16 protein-coding genes are annotated in these 16,201 nt (G+C 60.4%); 5 read left to right on the top strand and 11 right to left on the bottom strand.

Annotated features, from left to right (window positions below):
• Positions 1-111: 111 nt before the first annotated feature.
• The 3 genes from HHL09_RS00840 (at position 112) to HHL09_RS00830 (ending at position 3,862) form a co-directional block, all read left to right on the top strand.
• Positions 112-1,122 carry a hypothetical protein gene (locus tag HHL09_RS00840; protein WP_169452610.1) on the top strand — a complete coding sequence of 337 codons (1,011 nt, stop codon included), beginning with the start codon at positions 112-114 and terminating at the stop codon, positions 1,120-1,122.
• Between the two features lie 164 nt (positions 1,123-1,286).
• Positions 1,287-2,270: a hypothetical protein gene (locus HHL09_RS00835; RefSeq protein ID WP_169452609.1), complete on the top strand. Its 984-nt coding sequence runs from the start codon at positions 1,287-1,289 to the stop codon at positions 2,268-2,270.
• 176 nt (positions 2,271-2,446) lie between these two features.
• Positions 2,447-3,862: an RNA polymerase sigma factor gene (locus tag HHL09_RS00830; protein WP_169452608.1), complete on the top strand. Its 1,416-nt coding sequence runs from the start codon at positions 2,447-2,449 to the stop codon at positions 3,860-3,862.
• A 128-nt stretch (positions 3,863-3,990) separates the two neighbouring features.
• On the opposite strand, the gene HHL09_RS00825 is transcribed toward HHL09_RS00830, so the two are convergent.
• From HHL09_RS00825 to HHL09_RS00805, 5 genes are read right to left on the bottom strand one after another with little or no spacing between them, the layout of a single operon-like run.
• Positions 3,991-4,461 carry a hypothetical protein gene (locus HHL09_RS00825; protein WP_169452607.1) on the bottom strand — a complete coding sequence of 157 codons (471 nt, stop codon included), beginning with the start codon at positions 4,459-4,461 and terminating at the stop codon, positions 3,991-3,993.
• A gap of 30 nt (positions 4,462-4,491) precedes the next feature.
• Positions 4,492-4,950 carry an arsenate reductase ArsC gene (locus HHL09_RS00820; RefSeq protein ID WP_169452606.1) on the bottom strand — a complete coding sequence of 153 codons (459 nt, stop codon included), beginning with the start codon at positions 4,948-4,950 and terminating at the stop codon, positions 4,492-4,494.
• Positions 4,947-5,612: an MIP/aquaporin family protein gene (locus HHL09_RS00815; protein WP_169452605.1), complete on the bottom strand. Its 666-nt coding sequence runs from the start codon at positions 5,610-5,612 to the stop codon at positions 4,947-4,949. The genes HHL09_RS00820 and HHL09_RS00815 overlap by 4 nt, the downstream gene beginning before the upstream one ends.
• Before the next feature lie 7 nt (positions 5,613-5,619).
• Positions 5,620-6,099: a DUF6428 family protein gene (locus tag HHL09_RS00810; RefSeq protein ID WP_205760952.1), complete on the bottom strand. Its 480-nt coding sequence runs from the start codon at positions 6,097-6,099 to the stop codon at positions 5,620-5,622.
• The gene (locus tag HHL09_RS00805; protein WP_169452604.1) at positions 6,096-6,497 is read right to left on the bottom strand and encodes an ArsR/SmtB family transcription factor; all 402 of its coding nucleotides are present in this window, start codon (positions 6,495-6,497) and stop codon (positions 6,096-6,098) included. Before HHL09_RS00805 ends, HHL09_RS00810 begins: the two co-directional genes overlap by 4 nt.
• Positions 6,498-6,630: 133 nt before the next feature.
• Between HHL09_RS00805 and HHL09_RS00800 the strand changes: the two genes are divergently transcribed.
• The gene (locus HHL09_RS00800) at positions 6,631-7,803 is read left to right on the top strand and encodes a hypothetical protein (protein ID WP_169452603.1); all 1,173 of its coding nucleotides are present in this window, start codon (positions 6,631-6,633) and stop codon (positions 7,801-7,803) included.
• A gap of 60 nt (positions 7,804-7,863) precedes the next feature.
• On the opposite strand, the gene HHL09_RS00795 is transcribed toward HHL09_RS00800, so the two are convergent.
• From HHL09_RS00795 to HHL09_RS00770, 6 genes are all read right to left on the bottom strand, one after another.
• Positions 7,864-9,204, bottom strand: coding sequence for a hypothetical protein (locus HHL09_RS00795; RefSeq protein WP_169452602.1), 1,341 nt, complete (start codon positions 9,202-9,204; stop codon positions 7,864-7,866).
• 207 nt (positions 9,205-9,411) lie between these two features.
• Positions 9,412-9,669 (bottom strand): hypothetical protein, encoded by a 258-nt coding sequence (locus HHL09_RS00790; RefSeq protein ID WP_169452601.1) that lies wholly within the window; start codon positions 9,667-9,669, stop codon positions 9,412-9,414.
• Between the two features lie 179 nt (positions 9,670-9,848).
• The gene (locus tag HHL09_RS00785) at positions 9,849-11,054 is read right to left on the bottom strand and encodes a helix-turn-helix domain-containing protein (RefSeq protein ID WP_169452600.1); all 1,206 of its coding nucleotides are present in this window, start codon (positions 11,052-11,054) and stop codon (positions 9,849-9,851) included.
• Positions 11,055-13,007: 1,953 nt separating this feature from the next.
• Positions 13,008-14,177 carry an ankyrin repeat domain-containing protein gene (locus tag HHL09_RS00780; protein WP_169452599.1) on the bottom strand — a complete coding sequence of 390 codons (1,170 nt, stop codon included), beginning with the start codon at positions 14,175-14,177 and terminating at the stop codon, positions 13,008-13,010.
• A gap of 55 nt (positions 14,178-14,232) precedes the next feature.
• The gene (locus tag HHL09_RS00775) at positions 14,233-14,712 is read right to left on the bottom strand and encodes a nucleoside deaminase (RefSeq protein ID WP_169452598.1); all 480 of its coding nucleotides are present in this window, start codon (positions 14,710-14,712) and stop codon (positions 14,233-14,235) included.
• 381 nt (positions 14,713-15,093) lie between these two features.
• Positions 15,094-15,501 (bottom strand): hypothetical protein, encoded by a 408-nt coding sequence (locus HHL09_RS00770; RefSeq protein WP_169452597.1) that lies wholly within the window; start codon positions 15,499-15,501, stop codon positions 15,094-15,096.
• 273 nt (positions 15,502-15,774) lie between these two features.
• On the opposite strand from HHL09_RS00770, the gene HHL09_RS00765 reads away from it, so the two are divergent.
• On the top strand, positions 15,775-16,188 hold the full coding sequence (locus HHL09_RS00765; protein WP_169452596.1) for a hypothetical protein: 414 nt from the start codon (positions 15,775-15,777) through the stop codon (positions 16,186-16,188).
• Positions 16,189-16,201 lie beyond the last annotated feature (13 nt).

Here is a 16,201-nt window from a genome sequence, read left to right as displayed (position 1 = left end):
TTAGATAACAGGTCCAGCGGATTCGCAGCCATCGCCTGTGTCACGCATGCCGCTTCCGAATTCCTTTGTCTTTCCCGTGAATGAAAACCAGAAGCTGCCGTCGAACGTTCGATGCACATCTCCCTCAGATGGCTGATCCCACCGTTGCTGGGTCTTGCAGGCTTCGTGGTCAGCCGCGGCATGCCGGCGGGGAGACCGGAAGCTGCGCGTGGGGAGAAAAGGCGCTCAACTCACGAAGCGCGGCCTAACTCCGCAGCCGATCTCCAGCGAGATCTCCAGAAGCTGCGCGAGCAAGCAGAGCTTGCCAGCGGGCAGGTTGCGGAAGCGGATGCATCGCTTTCAACCGCCGCGTTGCGTGGCAGGATCCAGGAACTCTTGAAGAGGTTGGCCTCCTTCGATGATGAGACCGAGTGGCTGAAGGTAGAGAAAACAGAGGCTTCACTCTGCGTTGCTCTCTTCGAGCTGGGAAAGCGTGAGGGAATGGCGGCAGTGGAGTGGGTCGATGAATGCGCTCCGGAGCGCCGCGGCCATGTCATGGCAGGCTGGGCACAAGCGGATCCGGATGCGGCGCTCGATGCAGTGATTGCCAGCAAGCGGAAGCCGCCTTGTTTCCCGGGGACGGTAATGGAACTGCTCCAGCACCGCGCCAAGGCTGGTCCCGAGGCCTTGCGGTCCGCTTGGTCGGAGATTCCTTGGGTGCTTCTTTTTGCGGGCAAGACGAACTCCTATCAGGATGAACTTCTGTTCCAGCCTGATATGGATGTGAAGCCATGGCTCGAAAGCGGTGCCGCCGAAGCTCTGGCCAAGGATGGCATCCCGCTCTCCGGCTTCTTCTCAGCGTGGGCGAGCACGGATCCCATCGGGGCATTGGCGAGGTTGGATACCTGGGATGATGTCCGGGTGCCCTTCTCCGACCGGGTGTCAGAGTTTCTGGGGGCCGGTTGGAACAAGGAAGATCTGCGGGCAGATATCCAGCGCGGGCTTGAAGCACTTCCGGAGGACAGGCTAGCCCGCATCGCCGGAGGCTTGGCCGAGTTTGGGAAGGGGAACCCCGGTCGCCGGAATGATCTTCTCAATCTCTATCCGATCTTGAGACACCCGACTTCTGAATCCGGGGAATGATTAAGATGCACCAGCTCATCTTCGTATCGACATGCCTTGTTTTTCTCTCGGCCGGAGTCGGTTTCGGGCTGAGCGGGCGTAGAGAGGTTTCCGCTCCGACAGGGCAAGCCATCGCGTCGAAGAGCGGTTCTCGCGATGAGAGTTCCTCGTCTCCCGGGAGTCTCGTGACCCTGAAAGATGAAGATCAGCAACTGCGCTCGATACTCGTTCGCTGCGAAACGAAGGCCTTGTGGGATTGGCTCTCGGCAAACGCGACGCTGGAGAATCACGACTTTGCCATGGTGTTGGAGGTGCTGACCGATCGCCTCGGCTGGCAGGCTTTCGATCAGGCGCTTGCCATCCAGGATGAGAAGCTTCGTTCCTTGCTCAGCGAAAGGATTCTCGGTTTGTTTGCCCTGAAGGATCCATGGAAGGCCTTCGAACTCTTCAAGCGGCATCGGGGCGAATTCGCGGATCCGGAGTGGGGGAGACCCGCCTTGGAAGGCTGCGTCTTTGCCGCAGCCGGTTTCTCTGCAGACAAGATGATCGAGATTTTCGGCGAGATGCCATCGAAGGAGAGCAGGGTCTTTCTGGTCGCGGCCTACAGCGGGGATTTCAATTTCAGAAAAGCGCTGGATTTTCTGGTGACTACCGAGACGCCACCCACGAGCATCCCCGAAAACCTGCTTTATGAATGGTCGAAGCGATCTCCGGTGGAGTCGAGCGAATGGCTAGCCGCGCATCCGGAGTATCTCAACAACGAGCTCATGGAGCGTCAGGGAAGGCTATTGCTGGAGAATATCGCGGCTTGCCCCGATGCCCGGGATCGCGAGCAGGCGCTGGAGGCCGCAGGCGCGCTGCCCGCGGTGTTTTTGGATCAAGCCTGGTCGGATATCGGCGGGCTCCAAGGCGGGAAGCTCGCGCCAGAACTGCTGTCCGCCGCCGATCGACTCGGGCGGCGTGAGGAGTTTCTCGCGGCGGCGCTGCTCGGCACGAATACATCGGAGAAGCTCGATGCCTCGTGGAACTCGATCCCTGTGGCAGAGCGGACGTCGATCTTGCGTGCCGCGGAGGACAAGTGGATGCATCAGGTCGATACTCCCTTCTCCCGCCGTGCACGGGAGGCTTGGCGGCAGATGGTGCTTGATGGGTGGAACGGCATGAATTGACCCCCCGGAATTCGGCGGGTGGCTATCTTTCCAATCCCGAGGCCTAACGAAGATCCGCGGACTGAAATGGAGAAGTATTTCACAGGATGTTCTCCGGTCCGGATTGAGTGCTTGCTGCGTCTTCCGCAAAAATTTTTGTCTGCCATTTCCGGCAGCGTGACACTCTCTTCCAGAACATGGAAACGAGCGTGCCATCCGATCACGAACTCCTGAGCCAGTGGCTCCGCGAGCATCGTGAAGCCGCATTCCACTCCCTCGTGGAGCGGTACACCGCGCTCGTCCACGCCACTGCCCGCAGGACCTGTGGCGATGAATCCATCGCGACGGAAGCATCGCAGCTCACCTTCATTACCCTCGCGGCAAAGGCATCGACGCTGCTGACCTGCGCATCACTCGGCGGATGGCTCCACGCCACTGCCATGATGCATGCGAGGAATCTCGCCCGGAAATCCCGACGTGAGGACCGGAAGCGCCATTACCTGCAACTTGCCATGGAAACTTCAGCTCTGGATCCCGCGAGCACGAGTGTCTGGAAAGAAATGGAACCCCTGCTCGATGAAGCACTCGCCGCCCTCCCTGCGAAGGACCGCGAGGCATTGCTCCTCCGCTTCTATCGCTCGCTCACCATTCGTGAGATCGCCACTACGCTTGGCATCGCTACCGCCGCGGCACAGAAGAGGGTGGATCGTGCCACCGAGCGGCTCCGTGCCCATCTCGCCCGGCGGGGCTGCCAGGCTGGCGGCACACTCGCCGCCGCCATGCTCACCGGCTTCGCCTCAGATGCACAGGCAGTACTTCCCGCGGCATCCAGTCTCGCCTCGAAGGCCCTGGCCACTAGCGCCACTGCTGCCGGTGCCGGGGCGGGTGCACTCGCCAGCTTCACTGCTATCCTCACTGCCACCGTCTTGAAAAAAACCACACTCCTCGTCCTCCTCCTCGCCCTTGGTCTTGGTTGGCGATTCCTTCCTAACCTCGATGGGAGGAAGGCTGACTTAACCGCCAGAGCTTCTGACGAAACCAGCCCAGCCTTGGCGATCGCGGAGAGCAGCGGTGCCAAGACAGAAGCAAGGCCCCAGAAGGTATCCGACGAACAATCGCGACTCGAACCGGCCGATCCCGTCGAGCGTTCTCCCTCGGAGATTCGCAAGGCATTGATGGCGAGAGCTCGCGAGATCATTGACAAGGATCTCGGTGGGGTGACGGATCGGGACAAGGAAGTACTCTTGGCTGCGATGCGTGAATTTGATGCACTCATGGTAGGCGGGCTCAGTGACCAGCATCCCAGGATGTTGGTGAGCCTGGCCACATTCAGCCGTAAGATTGACCGCCTCTCTGCCTACAGTGAGGTAGAATGGAAGGCAGATGCGGCCGCTTTCCTACAGAGCCGCTTGGCCGAGGTCGAAGCCTTGCCCGATGGCGCCTCCACTGCCGCGCTTCGCAGGCGCTGGGTGCGGGACCAATCCCGTGATGACCTTCCCGAGGCCCTCGTGCTCCGCACCGTCCGCCCCTTCGGCCCGACAGCAGGCACAAAGGAAGGACTCCGCGATGACCTGAACCGGTGGATCAAGTCCTTCGAAGGACCCGCGAAGTAGGTCAAAAGGTAGGGTTGGCCGCCCTCGGCCGCCCGAGTGCGCTCCTGTTCGCCGCGGGACCGTGCCCATTGCGGGCAAGAATGCCCTCCCTTCACAAAGCGTTCCGATTGACGCCTGACCGGGAGGATCTAGGCCTTTCCCGCTTCTGCCTCCAGAGCCCGCTGTCCCGCCTTGATCCTCTTTACGACGAGCCATTGGAAAAGTATCCCCACGATCCAAAGGAAGCCGTAGGAGAGAATCAGGAACCAGTGGGGGATACTGAGATTATAGTAGATTATGCCGGGGTAACTGCGGTTCGCATGATAGGACGGAAGTGGCAGCCATGACGTCTGTTCGCGAGGATCGCGCTTCGTCGAATCGAAATGGTGGGACAGAAGCTTGTAGCTGACATCGGGCCGGGTCCATGAGAGCGCGACATTGGCACCGCTATTCGAGGCCGACGTGTAGCGGCTGGTCAGCGTGCCGTCACTGAGGCGGCACCCCGCCTTGTAGGATACCTTCGAGTCGTAGTGCATGGAATCCACCCACGCCCACAAAAGGAAGATCAATCCGGGAATGCCGAACCAGAAGCTCAGGGATCGAAAGGGGCGATAGCGCATGGAAGTGCGCTGACCAAGAAGCCTGATTTCTCAACCGACCTCAAGCTGCGCGATCGAATCACGCCGTCCCGCTGCATAGGCCTCGAAGACCATCTTGATCTCATCGCGGACCCGGCGGAAGACCAGCATCTGCTCTGCCTCCGTGCCTGTAGCATGCGCCGGGTCATCGAAGCCCCAGTGATGGCGTTGCAGCTGTCCGGGGAACATCGGGCAGGCTTGGTCGGCATTGCCACAGACGGTGATAACGATCCCGACCTCTTGCGTCAGGAACTCGTCCATGTGCTTCGAGTGATGTCCGGAGATGTCGATGCCGATCTCCTCGAGCGCCTTGATGGCGAGAGGGTGAACGTAGCCGGCAGGCTTCGAGCCGGCGCTCTGGACATTCAGGAGGTCTCCGGCGGCGGCCCGCAGGATACCTTCTGCCATGTGGCTGCGGCAGGAGTTTCCAGTGCAGAGGATCAGGACGAGAGGCTTCTTGGCTCGGTTCATGTGGACGTGGTATTCTGAGATTCATCGCCGCGGAGCAACTGCCAGATCGGCACCGCGAGCAGGGCTCCGAGAATGGTCGAGGCGGGATAGAGCCACAGATGTTGCCAATGGCCGCCGACGATCGCGGGTGCAAGCGAGCGCGCGGGATTCATCGAGGCGCCTGAGATCGGCCCGGCAAACATCGCCTCGAAGGCAATCACCGAGCCCACCACGATACCTGCCGTGATGCCCTTTTCCTTGGCCCCGCTGGAGACATTCAGGATTACCAGCATCAGCAGCGCCGTGAGGATCAGCTCCAGCACGAAACTTTGCCCCGCCGATCCAGCGGGCAAGGTGGCCCCCAAGCTCGCGGAGCCGGGGAAGAGCAAACGCAGCACCCCGCTCGCGGCAAAGGCCCCCGCCAGCTGCGCGCCGATGTAGCCCGGAGTTCCTCGCCAAGCGAAACGCCCGGAAGCCGCGAAGGCCAGCGTCACCGCAGGATTCAGGTGCGCCCCGCTGATATCGCCAAAGGTATAGACCATCGCCAGCACCACGAGTCCGAAGACCAAAGCAATGCCCGGATGACCGATCATCCCGCCGCTGGCCTGATCGATCACGATCGCACCGGTCCCCGCGAAGACGATCGCGAAGGTGCCGAGGAATTCTGCCAGCGCCTTTCTCATCGCAGGATCAACAACCGCCCGGACCGCAGCACGGCACCTTGCTCCCACCGATGGCGGGCAGGCGGGTAAGGGCAGGCAGGCCGCAGAGCTCGGGGGCCAGACACTCGGTATGCTTGTGCGCCAGCTTGAGGATCACCGCTTCATCCGTGATCTCGTGATCCTCGATGGCGTATTGGGAGATCACCCGGTCCTCGTATTCCACCTCCACGGGGACGCTTTCATCCGGCAGGTAAGCCTTCGCCTTCTCCAGGATCGCAGCCATCTTGCCGGTCTCGATCCGGTGATCGTAGTCGGGCCCCACCCACACCTGGAGCTGGCAAGTGGTCAGCTCCCGCAGCGTGCCGCCGCAGTCGAGGAAGGTCTTGTGAACGCGGCCGACCTCCGTGACGTGGAAGGAAAGGGGAACGGCCGCGCCATCGGGCAGCTGGATGCGGAAGAAGCGCGCGGAGTGCTCGCTAAGCAGTGACTTGAGTTCTGAAAGTTTCATCTTCTGTTTGGTCCGGTGATGGTTCGGGAGCGTCGCGGCTTGAGTTGGATCGGCCCCGGGCAGCAGCTGTCCGCTCGCTCTTCCAAGCGCTTGCTCATCTTGTCCTCGTCCTCCCGCCACGGGTGATTCGCGTTGTCCTCATGGAAGAAGGCTTCCAACTGGGCGATCGGCTTCAGGTAGCGGGCTTCGATCCGGAAGTAGGTCCACTTCTCCCGCTTCTCGCTTTCCAGAAGCCCTGCCTTCCGGATCACCTGCACATGGCTGGAGACCGAGGACTGCGGCATTTCAAGGATGTCCGCCAACTCGCAAACGCAGAGCGCTTCCTGCTTGATCAAGCGCAGGATCCGCCACCTCGTCTCGTCGGAGAGGATCTTGGAGAACGTAACGACGTCAGTCATGACGAAAAATATCGTTACGAGATTTTCCGGTATGTCAAGCGCGCGGATGCCGGGGTGCCCCTCCTTTCTCCCCGGATGCCGCCCCGGCTGCAGGATTGACCACCGTCCCTGAGTTATGATGTCTATCGGGCGAATGAAATCGCGGTGGTGGATGCTGATCGTGCTGGGGGCTTACGGGGCAGGGTGGTTTGGCGGTCGCCAAAATTCTGCCACTGCGGCGCAGGGAGGCCAGGAGGCAGCCCTCCAAGCCGCTTCTTCAGCTGCTGCCGGCAAACCCACGCGTGACTCTAGCCGCAAGCAGTGGGGAATGAAGCTGAGCGAGAGGGCCCCGGATGACATCGTGGCAATGGCGAAGGAAATCCCGCGCAAGGATCTGGGCCCATCCATCGAGGCGTGGTTCGACTCGTATGGGATCGGCGGGCTGGACTCGGAAACGGTCACGAAGGCATGGAGCCTGATCGATGCATGGGTGGTGGAAGACTTCGAGTCGGCGTGGGCCTGGGCAAATAATATCCAGCAGCCTGCCTCCCGGGAATTTGTCATCAAGGCGATCGCGGGTTCCTTGTCCGGGAGCGATCCCGCGAAGGCCTTCGAGTGCCTGGTCTCGAATGGTGACTTCATTTCCTCGTTCAATGACGACCGGCTGGTAACCCTGATCATGAATCTGTCGAAGGAAAGCCTGGCGCAGGGGCCGGAGAAGCTGGTGGAGTTCTGGAAGAAGATTCCCAGCGCCACGGAACGAGTGAATAGCTTCGTGAACGTCACCCTGGAGCCTCCGCCCGGCACTGACTTCCGGGCGCTGCAGGCGGCGATGGATCGTGAGCTGGGGAAAAAGATGGAGCGCCCGATCAATCCCGGCGGGGTGATGGCAGCTTGGGCAAAGGTCGATCGGGATGCCGCGGTGGAGTATGTCTTCGCCCGCGCTGCGGCCGGAGAGGAGATCCGGGATCAGTGGAGCGAGGTGAGGAGCACCATTGAGAAGCAGCATGGCTCCGCGGCGGCGAGTGAGTGGGCGATGGGGATGCTGCGGGAGCTGCCGGAGGGTGAGCGCGGGAGCTTCTTCATAGGGGCACAGTATCAGAACATGCCCGGTGCCTTCTTCGACCTGCTGCGCTCTGGCGGTGGCTCGGAGGAAGAGACCGCGACCTATCTGCGTGAGACCTTGCAAGCCGGCATCGATCAAGGCCGCCCCTGGGGGATCTCCACGCTGCTCTCATCGATGCCGGTGGAAGAGAGGATCGACCACGTGAAGACGCTGCGTGGACCGAAGGCCTTCGAGGCGGTGAGGGACAACGCGGCTTCCTAGAATCTAACAGAGGCGCAGATGGAAGAGATCCGCAGCGCGATCGAGGCGAAGTGATGGCGCTCAGCGTTGCTTGAGCACCGGGATCTTCACCGGCTGGTAGTTCATGCTCTCGAACCACGGATCCTCCGGGACGCGGATGGTGCCTGCTTCTTGATCGATGATGAAGGGCTTCCCGGTGTAGGGCTCCAGCGGGACCTCGCCACCGCTGGCGGCCTGCAGGGCGGCATTGAGAATGGCCGCATCGGTCTGCGATCGGGTCCAGCCTTTCGACCAGGCCGCGGAACCCTTGAAGAGCATGTCGAGCACCGCGGCCCCATCCTTGGAGAGCCCCGTGGTATCGACCGGGTTGACGGAGAGGCCCGGGATCTCGCCGACCGTGGATTCCTTCATATTTGCAGTGATCTGCGTGAAGTAGGCGATCTGGGCCGCCAGCACCGCATCGGGGTCATGGATCTTTTGCACGGGCTCTGGTTCCCGGCCGGAATTGTCCACCATCATTGGCAAGCTGCGGGGATCACCGAGGAGTGCGGGGAGCAGGAAACTGCGGGTGCTGTGATGCCACTCGCCGAGGAAGACTCGTGCGAGATCCTCTGGCGTATGCTGATTGCGGGTGAGGAGCTCTTGCCAAGCTGCGAGGTCGGAGCCCTCCGCTGCGGCCATATGGTCGAAGATGGTTTTCCGCGTGGACTGGCCGACGAGCAGGGAGACGGTCTCCGAAAGCAGGGAGGGCATCTCGATCTCTCCCAAGTGATCGGAGATACCCAGCGCGGCGCGGGTGCTCTGCAGCGCGCCCGCTTCATCGCCACCCTCCATCGCCATCCGGGCATGGGCGAGCAGCAGCCGGTTGCAATCGTAGGGAAGCCGGGCACTAAAGAACTTCAGGCGATCCATGTCGATGCCCTTCACCGATTGATCGGGCAGAAGACCGATGGCGACGATCTCATCAAAGAGCGCACGGTTTTCCTCCAGCCAATTCGCCATCGCCGCAGGATCCCATGGCTGCTTGCCATCGAGGATGGCGCGGATGTTCTCCGGCAGCGGCAGGCCGTCCGCACCGTATTGCCCGAAGCGGTCCGTGAAGTTCAGGAGCTGTAGGAAGCCATTCTGATCATCGGGCACATCCTTGAAGTTGATGGCTAGCTCCGGGTGCTTCTCGACGATCTCCTGATACCACTTGTCGGCTAGTTGTTGGAACTCCCGATCCGAGCGCGCTGGCTTGCTTCGGTCTTTGTCGGACTTCGCCGGTGCGGCTGCTGATTCCAAGCTGGCCTGCCTCTGATCTTGCCCGGAGTCATCGGCGAAAGCGCCTGCCCGTTCCCAAGCGACAAAGCCGCCGAGCGCCAGGATCAAGAGACCACCGGCACCCAGGAGGATCGATCGTTTGTTAGGCTGGACCGCCATCAATTCCGGAGTCTGGGGTTGTCACGTCCGCCAATCAAGCCGAGGAAATCCGAATCTGTTGGAAATTAGGTTAGCGCCACGGCGAGCAGGGGCAAGCACTGGGGAGGGATGATCACCAGTGCCGCCATGCGGGTGCTTGAAAAGAGGTCTAAACGTGGCGGGAGAGAACAGGAAAAGTTGGGATGTTCTCTGGCTTGGCTAAGCCAATCACCGCTGAAGCTTGAGCAGGATCAGCGCGGTGGCGGCGAGCCAGATCACTTGGACGACGATGTGAAAGGTGATCATCGTGGCAAAGCTGGGTTGCGAAATGAGGACCGGTGAAGCCAGGTTAAGCGAGGCAAGGTAAGGCAGGTTGCGGGGCAGCTCAATCCTGCCGTGCCGAGCTACTGGATTTATAGGAGAAGAGGGCAGGGGTAGATCCGGCCAATCATGTCCGGAGCCGCCCAGTAGGCGGCCCCGGAGCACTCTTGGGGTTTGCAGGCCTCATCGGGACGGGCCGAACAGGCAGCAGTCTCATGATCTGGGGGGAGCGGTATGACGGCGGCTGCTGCTTGGCGGGGTGGCCACCCGGACGAAGCTTGATTAGTTCCTAGTCTGCGCGGAGCTGGCGAACAACAGGCCGGAGGTATCGAACTTTTTCGATTCTATATCCGTTCATCGCCCTCGGTGCAGCCGCCCTCATGGAGCTGCCGCGATCTCCGCCACTCCTTTGGAGTTTGCCCGGTCTCCCGCTTGAAGAAGTTCGAGAAATCGCTCTCGCTTGAGAAGCCGCACATGCGGCCGATCTGGGAAATCGGCAGGTCCGTGCTGAGCAGATGTTCCTTCGCTTTCTTTGTCCGGAAGAGGCGGATTGCCTTGCCGGGCGGCATGTTGAAGGCGCGCTCGAACTCCTTGTAAAAGGTCGCCCGGGACGCGCGGGATTTCTCAATCAGGCAGTCTACGGTGAGGCCTTCGGAAGGGTAATTCTCCAGCAGGCGCCAAGCCCTCTGGATGCCGCGGTTGATCGGATTCGATCCACCGGTCGAGAGACGTTCTACCAACAACGCCCCCTGTTCGGTGGAGAATGTTAGATCGTGGGTCAGCATGCTGGAGCCGAACAGATGCCCGTGCAGCAGCCGCGCCGCTGCCTGGCCGAGCTGGATGCCGGGGATCCTCACCGTGGAGATGCCGGGCGTGCTATGCACCGCACAGGGATGGTCGCCCATGCCCAGCAGCGCGAGTTCGCCGGGCACGCTGATACCGAGCTCCTCCGCCTTGCGCCAGACGAGCGCTGCCATCTCATCATGGATGCACCAGAGCGCGGCGGGCTTTGGCAGGCTGATCAGGAAGCGCTCGAGTTCGACCTCGTCCGTGCCTGCCAGCAGGTGCTCGGGGAAGCGGCCGGGATCCTTGCGCACACCCTTGAAGATCCTTGCCTGCCGCTCTTCCGACTCGATGCGGCTATTGAATCGCACCCTGCATTCCTCATCGATCTCCGGTCGCGTGACGAAACCAATGGTGTGCCGCTGGAGGCTGAGCAGATATTGGTAGGCCAGCTCGTAGGGCTCGCCGGCGGAAACGGTCGGGACTTGCCCGTTGAAGGCATTGTTGCAGCTCACCACAGGGACGCCTCGTTCCCAAAGGGGCAGCACCCATGCGCCATCGCTGGGCGCGGCCCAGATCACCACGCCCGAGACCTCTGCCAGAGCGTCTGGAGCGGGTTCGCAGCCTTCTTGGAGCGGGATCAGAAACGCCTTCAGTCCGGTATTTTCCAGACAGTAGTCCATCACCCCTTCGAACACGCTGAAGCGGCTTCTCAGGTAGCTTTCCCGGACGACAACACCCAGTTTCAGGGCAGAATTCTTGCTCAAGTCGAGAGAGGGGCGACACATGCACCGGAGGGTTTTGAGAAACGAGAACGGGTTTGGGTTGGCTTCACAATGTATTCATTATGTGAATTCATGAAAGCGGCGGACAGATGGTTGCGGGTAGTCAGGATTTCAAGTGGAAATTCATTCGAAAGTCATTATCCGGACGGATTTTTCAGACTTCGTGACCCGCTTGGAGGCTTGGTTATTCATTTTCTCCCCTTTTCGGGGGAGAATAGACCGGCAGGAGGGCAGATGGCGGGCCGCTTCTGACTGACGGTTTGGAGGTGGGTCGGACAGCGGTCCGGATCGCGGAGGCCGGCAATTTCTCCGGGAAGCCTCAGACTGCCCCATGCCTGCCTCGCGGGCTGGAGCGCTGCCGACCGATGATCCTGATGTCCTGCGGCTGCGTGGAGACGTAAATCCCGGCTCACACACTGATCGCGTGAATTGCCATTTTTTGATCCTTGGGCCTGCACCTTATGACGATGAGCGAGCCGTTCACACAAGACTCGGGAAAGAACCCGCATGTGAGTACAAGTCCGACCGGTCGTTAGAGCAGCGCTTCTTTCAGGCGGTCCGAATGGGGCGGAACCGGGGGTGGCTGAGCAGAAGGAAGATGACAGCACTCCTGGAGCCACGGCAGAAGGCTCCGGCACGCCAGTGATGGCAGCTATCGTATCGAGGGAAACGCGGATGCGACTGAAGTAAGAACAGGTGCCCGGATCACCCGGGCCATGCAGGGACCGGGCACGATCCTCAATCGGGAAGCATGCGGACGATTTAGAAAATGAGGCGTCGAACGTGCCTCCTTCAGAAGCATCGGGATCTGCGGTGTCATTCCGCTTCCGTGATTCATTTGGGCCCTGACGGTTGGGCCGGTGATCGCGGCGCGGGACGTGAAAGTGGTCGCACCGGATGCGTGCGAAGCGGACAAAAGGGCCGCAACAAAAACGGATAGGATCAGGATTGCTGTCATGTCGGGTGTCGCGGGCTTTTCGAGGGGGCAGATACCTGGATGGAGACCTTGCTTGTGAAATCCCCTGGAGCCTCGGAGCTTGTTCCTTTCAGTGGATATGTTGGAGAGCTAGAGAGGGCGTAGAAGCCCGTGACGGCCCCCCTCCCCAGGGTGTCCATCACGGGCTCCATTGTGCTGAACCCTTACGGGTCTTTCCGGGGGCTTATGCCGGAGAAGGGGGGCTGTGTCCGGAAGCGCGGGTCATGGAGAGGAAAGACATCGTTGAGCTTGTCAGCATGGACAATTGATTGCGCGGTATCCAAGGGAGACCCCGATTGGATCGTGATGAGCGATCTATGCGGAGCGGCGCTTGATGGCATGAAAGGTCATTGCGGGTTTTCTAACCTTACCGGATGAGAGCCAGTGCCCGTAAGGAATACGCCATCGGAAGCCGAAGAAGGGGTAATGGGTCAATGGCCAATACTTTATTCAAAGTCTTGAGTACTTTTCATGAACTTCACCACCCCTTGTTGTTCAATGATCTCAGCAAGAGGCGGAGATTGCATTGCAAACTTCCCGATTTGTCCTTTCCGGGGTGATGTTGTTGGAGGGAGTTACCGATACTTCAACCTAACCGTATTTCTTCTCCGGGAACTCCCAATCGTCTGCCGGGCTGGGCGGTCTTCCCTCAAGCTACGTGGCACATTCATCCGGGGTGGACTGCCGAACTTAAGGGCCGTCCGGGAGCAACCCTTTGTGAAAAGGCCGTGAAGGAACCCAACAATGTTGCCAAGCGCCGGCCGGGTTGTGAATACTGAACCTTTGGCGCCATCCAAGTGGTGGCCATGAACATAGGGGAAAGGGCGGGCCGTTCGAGGTAATCTTCGGTTCGCATCCCTAACGAGTTTCCGGGATAGATGCCCGGCGGGCCGGGCTGATTCTGGCAAGACAGTCCGGCCCGCCGATTCCCGCCTCTGCATAAAATCGTGATGTCCGCATCAACTCCCGAGCAAGCGGAGCGAATCCATCCTGTGGCGTTGATAGAGAGGGTTGCCGGGGTCGGCTGCGATCGCATTTTCGATCGCGACGATAGCTTCTTCGTGCCGACCGAGAGAGCGAAGGCTGTTGGCCTTGTGGAAGGAGTAATCGTAGCGGTGTGGCTGTCGTGCCAGCAACTCGTCCATCACCTCCACGGCTTCTTCATGGCGACCGAGCTCGCGGAGGTAGTTCGACTTGTGATAGCGGAGGAAGCCCAGTTCGGGCTCCTTGTTGATTCCTGCATCAAATGCCGCCAGTGCGGCTTCGGGCTGCCGCAGCATCCGATAGGCGTAGGCGATGTAGAAATGGAACTCGATCTCGCCAGGCTGTAGCGCGAGTGCTTCCTCGAAGGATCGGATCGATTCCTCGGCTCTTCCAAGCTCGTAGAGGTAGTAGCCGCGATAGTAGAGGAGATCGAGATCCTGCGGATGATTCGCGAGGGTGGCATCAATCACGGACATCGCTTCCTCATAGCTCTCGCCCTTCTCCAGTTCCTTCGCCTGCTTGATCGCTCCGGCGACAGGGTTGTTTGCTTCAGGATGATCGCGGAAGATTGCCAGGACTCGATGCTGGCCGAGTTCGCGCGCATGCTCGATCGACGACTTGCCATCGCGATCCTTCAAGTGAGGGTCGGCTCCGGCTTCTAACAGCGCCTCGATCACATCGGCATAGAGCCGTCCGCCATCGCCGAGAATCACGGCTTCCAGGAGTGCGGACCAGCCGAGGTCGTTCGCCCGGTTGACGGAGATTCCCGCGGCCAGGCAGATGCGGACGGTCCGGAGAAAGCCTTTCTCGCTCGATGGCAGCAGTGGCGTGCCGCCAAACCGATTGACGCTCGCGCGATCCGCTCCGGCCGCGATGGTAGCCTTGAAGATCTCGCTGAAGCCATTGGCACCGGCGCACAGATAGGGAGTCAGCATCACCGCATCGCGCGCATTGACATCGCTACCCGCCTCAATGAGCCGCTTCGCCAATGCCACGTCGTTCCGCTGGGTGGCAGCCATTAATGCGGTCCTGCCGGACGAGTCTCTCGCATCGATCGAAGTGCCTTGGGCCAAGAGCTGCTCGATCGCGGCGAGGTCACCTCTTTCGGCCGCAGTGACCAACGGTGGAATGGATGGCGTCGTCATCGGAGGTTTCGCGAATCGCGGCGGTGAGTTTTCTGAAGAGCTTGCTTTCAACCCATCAATGATCTTGCCCGCCCGTATGGGCCGACTGCCACTCCGCGTAGATGTCCGGATGCTGCCCGAGTCTTTGCGGCAGATGGCGAATCGCCATCGACTGCTCGGCGAAGGGCCTTGCCAACTCCGCATAGATGGCCGCCGTGGACAGGCCGTAAGGAGCGCCATCTTCATTGGTGTAGGCATAGGTCACCGCCTGGATTCCCGCCATCCGCATCGCCGCCATGCACATCGGGCAAGGATGACCGCTGGCATAGACCTCGCAGCCACGGAGATCCGGAGAATGCAGTACCTGGCTTGCCGCGCGGATTGCGGTGAGTTCCGCATGAGCGGTGGGATCATGAGAGCTGTGGATCTCATTCACCCCGCTGGCGATCACCTCTCCGTCCTTCACGACGACCGCTCCGAAAGGGCGTCCGCCTTTGCTGATATTGGCCTGAGCCAAGGTGATCGCTTCGAGCAGGAAACGGCTTTCTTCGTTCATGACTTTCACAGCATCGCACCCGGAACCTCACCACGACAAGGAATCCCTTCCGAGCGGAGGCGGTGTGGATAGGCCCGGGATGCGTTCAACTGCCAAGGCGCGGTGTTTCGCGTGATACCCCTGATAGAACATGAAAAATAACAGGCGGCGTTTCGCAGGTTGGCAGTAAGAAACGGATGGGTAAACGAACCGGAAGGGAGGCAGGGATTTTCTTGGAAGATGGGCCGCACGGCGATGGAAAGGGGAGGTCGATCGGGGATCTTTGCCGGTTTCTCCGGGAGCTTCTACTGCCAGGTTAAGGAGGGGCTTGAGAGGCTTTCGGGCGGGTGGCTTACGCTGCTCGTGTCACGTGACAGGGCAGGAATGTTCACATCTTTGAGCCTAGTCCTGTTCGCTGGCGAACTTCCACTCGGCAAGATTCTCGACCGGGCGTGGTAGCCTTCCTTCAAGCCACTCGGCACATAGGTCGGGCGGGAACTCGGCGTGGGTCGATTCGATTATCCATGATAGGAACTCGACGCCGCCATTCAAATAAGGTGGCGGAGAGACGGGCTTGAAGATGGTGGGAAGCCGTTCTTCCACTGAAAGGAGATTCAACACAAACCCCAGTTCCTGGACATGACGCCATGCCAAGGGGTGATCGGGATCCAGCCTGAATTTCACCCACCAGTTTCCATTGGCGAAGCGGCCTCTTCCGATGGATCTGGCTCCGGCTGGAAGATCGATTGCCGGAAGCCGTTCGAGAAATGCCAGCAAGCGATCGAAATCGGGAGAAGATGCTTCGTCCATGGGTTGATTTGGGTAATTTGGCGGTTTGATGGGGGCAAGGAAGATCTCGGTTTCGATAAGCGGAGGGCGGAGGGCGGAGGGCGGAGGGCGGAGGGCGGAGGTCCAAGAGCGTAGAGGAACGTGCCGCACTACTGGATGAATGATATCACCGGTCGTCCGGGCGACATGGCGCACTCGAGGGAAGGGCAAGGACTTGGGCGTGGTCCGGTCTTGGTTTCGATTGCAGTGTCTCGGGGATTTCGCTCTTATGTCGGCTAGCTATTCCCTTAAATCATGAGCCTGAAACTCGACCAATCCATCGTTCGTCTGGGCGAACGCCTTGAGTCCGCCGAAACCTATCTGGCCGAGACCCGGAGCCATCTGGCGGCGGCGGTGCAGGGAAGTGTGGAGGAACTGGAAACACGTGGAAGCACCGCGCTGGCACGCTTGGACGCCGAACGGGAGAAGGCGGCTTCCGCGAAGGAGAGGGTTCTCCATTATCTCGAGGAGAAGAAAGACGAACTGGTGGCGAAGTTCGAAGATTGGCGCACCGATCGGGAGATCGAGAAGCTTGAGCGGAGCGCCGATGCCAAGGAAGAGCACGCCATGGACGCGGTGATCGCAGCGGCCTACGCGTTACTCGAGGCAGAGGTGGCCGTTATCGAGGCGCTGAAAGCCCGCAAGGTCGCCATCGAGGTTGCGGGGTGAAAGGCAGAGTGCC

This window comes from Luteolibacter luteus, assembly GCF_012913485.1.
Taxonomy (GTDB): domain Bacteria; phylum Verrucomicrobiota; class Verrucomicrobiia; order Verrucomicrobiales; family Akkermansiaceae; genus Haloferula; species Haloferula lutea.
This window is presented reverse-complemented; position numbering and strand designations above follow the sequence as displayed.